We start from the raw sequence: 4,979 nt of genomic DNA on the forward strand, positions 1-4,979 counted from the left end.
GTGCATCTGGAGGTCCACCGACGAGACCGGCTCGGCGGAACCCTGCATGAGTACCAACATGCCGCCTGAGCAGGTCGGATGATTAATCGGCACCCCGGGGAGTTCCTTGCCGCGGCGCCGTGCGAGCCGCCCGCACCTATTTCCTGAAAATCCAGAGACGGAGGGCTCAAGATGAAGCGAGTTGCCGCCCGGTTGCCGAGGGCGGCCTGCTGCGCGTCGAGTTGGCCGCACTCGGTCACCACGCCTTCCTCGGAGGCGACAGGGGAATCACTTACCTGATCATGGCGTCGACCCGCCGGCCCTGGACGACGAGTGTGCCGCCTGCAACGTCCTGCATGTCCTGATGTACGCCGGCGAGCAGGCCGGCCGGCCCGCCAGCTTCTCACCAGGGCGCGGACGGCGTGCCGTCAGGATCCAGGCCATAGCGCCACAGGCCATCGAGTCCGCCCGAGCCGTCCTCCTCGTACAGCCGCCTGAGGGCGTACAGGACCTGCGTATCTCCCGCGTCCACGGCTCGGAGAGCAAGAAGCTCCGCTCCCGCACGGTCGTCGTGCCGCGCACGATATACGGCGATTTCGGCGAGGGCGCCGTGATCGGCGGCTTGTGCGGCGAGGGCCTCGGCCGCGCTGCTTTCCCCGGCTCTTTCCAGGAGCTGGGCGAGCCGCTTATGCGCACGCTGGCTGCCTGCTGCCGCGGCCTCACGGTAGAGCGGTTCGGCGCCGACCCGGTCTCCTGCCTTCTCTCGCAGCACAGCCAGGCCGACCAGGCCGTAGGTGTCCCCGGTTTCCCCGACGAGGCGGGCCAGGCGGTCGGCCTCCTGCTGTTTCCCGGACTTTTCGGCGTTCAGGGCGAGTTGATACAAGGCGCGGGTATTGCCCTTCCCGGCGGCCCGGAGAGCGAAGCGTTCAGCCTCTTCCGTGTCCCCCCGTTGCACCATGAGGGCGGCGAGCTTGATCAGCGCATCGGTGTCACCGTTGGCGGCGGCCAGCTCGAAGAGACGGTCGGCCTCGTGCTGGTCACCTGCTGTCTGTCGTCGCAGGGCGAGTTGGAACAGGACGCGGGGTCGGCCGCACCGGGCGGCTTGCGCAGCAAGTTGTACGGCTTGCGCGGGCTCCCCTTGCGTGTCCCGGTGCAGGGCGAGCTCGTGCAGGCGCTGGCTGTCCCCTCTCTCAGCCGCCTGGACTGCGAGCGAGGCGGCCCTCTCGTGGTCTCCATCCTCTTCCCACTGGACGGAGAGTTCGGCCAGCATCTTCGCGTCGTCGGCGCGCAAGGCACGGCTTTCGGCCCCTGCCACGTCGCCTTCCGCGAGCAGCAGGCCGGCGAGGCGGCTCCAGACCGCGGCAGCGGCGGATCCGGTCGCGAGACGTTCGGCTCCCTCCACATCCCCTGCGGCAAACCGGAGTTCGACGAGCCGGAGCAGCGCTTCGGGGCTGTCGATCTCTTCGCCCAGGCGGGCCAGGCTCTCCGACTCCTCATGCTCCCCGCGCGATTCCAGGAGTTCGACCCGGGGGACCCAGGCGTCGAAGTCACCGGCCAGCTCCGCCTGGAGGTAGAGCGCCTCGGCCGCCTCGCTGTCCCCGGCCTGCTCCCACCGCAGTCTTCCGAGGCTGATCAGGGCGGCGGTGCTGCCTCCCGCGGCGGCCTCCCGTAGAAGAGTCTCGGCCCCAGCGTGGTCCCCCGCCTCCATGTGCGCATCGACGAGATGGGCCAGGGCCTGCTCATCGCCGGTCTCGGCAAGGCGACGGTAGAGCCGTTCGGCGCCCTCGCGATCGCCGCTCCTTCTGCGCTCCTCGGCGCGGCGCAGTGCCGTCATGGTGTTACCAGCCCTGGCGGCCTGCTGGTAGTAGGCGTCGGCGGCCTCGCCGTCGTCGGCCTGCTCTCTCAGCGCGGCAAGGCGGACGAGAGCTCCCACGTCACCGGCTCGGGCGAGACGGCTGAGGATGTCCTCCGCGCCCGCCGCATCGCCAGCCTGCTCTCGCCTGTCGGCGAAAAGGCGCAGTGCGGCCATGCTGCCGGAGTCGGCCGCCCGCACCCGGAGGCGCTGAGCCCAGAACAACCGGTGGCGGCCCTCGGCTGCGCGGGCAAGCGGCAAGAGGACGTCCGGATCGGGTTGTGCCAGATGGTCGTGCGCTGCCTCCCAGAATGAGGCCGGAGGACACACCGTGCGGCGCCGGTGGCGCCCGTGCTGGTCGAGGTAGTCCGCCAGACGATACGAAGGGACTGCGGGAACGGTCGCGCTGGGCACGCCGCCCGGGGCGGGGTGGGCGGCACGCGCTCGAACGCGCCTCAAGGGCGCGAGGTCCCCGTGGACGGGGTTGCCGGTCTCGGCGAATGCCTGCTCGAGCCAGTCGTTGTCCAGGGCGTCGTATTCGTCGTCCGTGAGGTATCCCGTTGTGGCGTGTTCCAGGAACTGCCTGGGCAGATGGACCCCGGCACCCAGCCGGGCGGCGTCCATGGCAGCGTGGAGCAGGGCGCGCGCGGGCAGGGTGCCCGCTTCATAGCGGTGCATCAGCTCGGGTGCCCCGGCCAGGAATTGAGTTACGCGCCCATCACTCGTACGTTCCAACGCCAGCGCGAGGTATCCGTCTCCCGCGGTTGCGAGGACTTGCGCGGCAGTGCGGGCTGCCGGGTCGAAGCGGTCGGGCAGGGCGATTCGCCGCCCGGCCAGCAACTCCCGTACACGTGCGTACGGGTCCCCGCCCGTCGCCCGCCGGTCGGGAAGGGCGCAGTACGCGCTCGCGTACTCCGGCCACAAGGTGCCTAGGATGAGCACCGGCCCGCGCCCTGTATCGGTGAGCAGACCGTGCAGCGCGGCGCCGATCGGCTCGCCGCCGCCGTCGGGGTCGAGGTAGTGCTGGGCCTCGTTAAGCCATACGACTGTGCGCGGACCGACGTGTTTCAGGTCGGCTGCCGCGGCGTCGGCACGTGTGGGCTCGAAAGGATGCCAGAGGGTCCACCCCCTCTGTGCCAGGGGCTGGATCGCTTCCCAACAGGCGCGGGTCTTGCCCGTCGACGAACCCCCGACCAGCACTGCCATCTGGCTACGGCCCCCGATGGCGGCTTCCACGAGGGCCGCCAGGGCGTCGTCGTGGGCGCGCCGGACGTAGGCAGGCAGCGCGTTGGTCGTCCCCCGGGCACCGGACCCGTTACCACCGGCCTCTGCGACTTGCCGTCCGGCCGGCATGAGGACAGCCGGGTGGACCTCCAGATCGAGCGGGTCCCAATCGGCGATCGGTCGCCCCAGCCGCGTCGGCTGGGACAACGTCGTCGTCTCGCGTCCGGAGTCAGGTGTCGCAGTCGCGCGCGCCTGCTCCCAGAGGTCCGCCCAGAAAGAGCGGCGAGCCCGCTCGGCGGGAAACGGCGGGCCGGGCACAGATCGTGTCCAGTGGACGAGCACGGTGATCAGGCTCCACAGCTGCTCGAAGTCATCGGCAGCGCGGCCGAGACGGAACCAGTCACTGACCGTCTTGGACTGCAGCAGCGTCAAACGCCGGCTGAGACGTTCCTCGTTAGCGCGCCCGATGGCTCGCGAGCGAGGGCGTGTCCGCGAGCGCGGCTCGCATCCCGCTGCCTTTTCCAGTTCCTTCAGTGCTGCGGACAGTGCCGCTCGGCCCGGGTGCTCGATGTCCCCCACTGTTCCTGTTCTCCTTCCCGATTTCCGGCGTGTGACCGAGGCGGTGTCCGGTACGGGATGCCGGACACCGGCGGTGACCTGGAAGTCCGTTACCGGAGTGTCCGGTGTGTCCGGGATCGGTGACGCTCCTGCCCTCGCCCGTTGTCTTCTGTTCGAACACCGCTGCGGAGCGGGAGGAGAGGCAGGAGCCCACTGATGAACCTCGAACTCGCCTGGTTGATCGGAATCGTGGCCGTCGTCATCATTGTGGCGGTCGCGGCGGTCCTGGTAGCCCGATTCGCGCTGAGCGGCACTCAGTCGGAGCACCGGGCCGCCGTCCTGTCCGGCGTCGCCGAGGTCGTCCGAGCCATCCGCGGCAAACGCTGAGCGGCTGCTGGTGGAGTGGGCGGCCGCGGTCCGGGCGGATGTCGTCGAGGCGGTGTGAGCTGCGCGGCTGCGGTCGGTTGTCAGTGCCGTCGTTCACGGTCCCGCGGTGGTGAAACCGAGTGACGAACTGATCGAACTGGCGCGTGCCTCTCTGTCCGCGCAGGAGCAGGCTCTGAGTGAGCCGTACACCGAAGAGAGCTCGGTGCCATGGCGCAAGGCGGCAGAAGCGTTCCAGGCTGCCGTGACCGCCGAGGCCGAGGCGACCGAACAGGGCCGGTACGCACTGGAGATGGCCGCGAGGAAGGCGGTGCTGCACCCGGAGTCCGAGGGCGACGCCTCCTCCTGACCATCTCCTGATCGAGGAAGTAACTGACGCAGCTCCGCCGGTGTGCGGCGGGGTGGTACCCAGGAGGTTTCGGCTGGTGCTGGCGGGGGGCATGTCTTCCGGCCAGGCAGGTTGTCCTCGCCCTACGGCACCGACGCCTGCTGCGGCGTCAAGCGGCGTTCTGGCTGGTGCGGTTGCAAGGCTTGTCTGAGCGAGGCCTGCGAGCTTGATGTCTTGCAGGGTGAAGAGCCGGCCGGTGTCGAACGGCTTGTCCGGCAGTGGGTCTACGAGTGGTTGCTCGGCTGTGAAGTACTTGCCGATCGTGTGGTGCCGGGCCGGCCCCGGCACCGGCATCTGAGCGTGGGTTGGTTCGTCTGCCGTCACCGGCCGTGTCACATGCCTCAGGGGTGCGGTGCCGGGGCAGTGTGGTAGCTGGAGCCGCCCGGCGACCTTCGCCAGCCGACCGGGCGGTTCTGTGTCTTCGCGTGCTCTGCTCTGCGCTGCTGGGCGCGCCCGGTGGGGCCGGCTGGTTCTGGTTGCTTAGCTGAGGTAAGTACAGCTCTGACCCGAATCCGCAGGTAGTGGCCGATGGCGAGTTGGATGTGCTCGCCGTCGGCCGTTGACGTGTTCGAACGGCTGTTGTGCGGATGGGGG

Annotated in this window: 3 protein-coding genes; 2 read left to right on the forward strand and 1 reads right to left on the reverse strand. The window is 69.6% G+C overall.

Annotation, left to right across the window (positions count from 1 at the left end):
* Positions 1-382: 382 nt before the first annotated feature.
* Positions 383-3,487 carry a transcriptional regulator gene (locus ACWCP8_RS41055; protein ID WP_451121652.1) on the reverse strand — a complete coding sequence of 1,035 codons (3,105 nt, stop codon included), beginning with the start codon at positions 3,485-3,487 and terminating at the stop codon, positions 383-385.
* A 342-nt stretch (positions 3,488-3,829) separates the two neighbouring features.
* On the opposite strand from ACWCP8_RS41055, the gene ACWCP8_RS41060 reads away from it, so the two are divergent.
* Both ACWCP8_RS41060 and ACWCP8_RS41065 read left to right on the forward strand, forming a co-directional pair.
* The gene (locus ACWCP8_RS41060; RefSeq protein ID WP_352271948.1) at positions 3,830-4,000 is read left to right on the forward strand and encodes a hypothetical protein; all 171 of its coding nucleotides are present in this window, start codon (positions 3,830-3,832) and stop codon (positions 3,998-4,000) included.
* Positions 4,001-4,106: 106 nt separating this feature from the next.
* Positions 4,107-4,346 carry a hypothetical protein gene (locus ACWCP8_RS41065; protein ID WP_352271946.1) on the forward strand — a complete coding sequence of 80 codons (240 nt, stop codon included), beginning with the start codon at positions 4,107-4,109 and terminating at the stop codon, positions 4,344-4,346.
* Positions 4,347-4,979 lie beyond the last annotated feature (633 nt).

This window comes from Streptomyces sp. NPDC002206, from assembly GCF_053593595.1.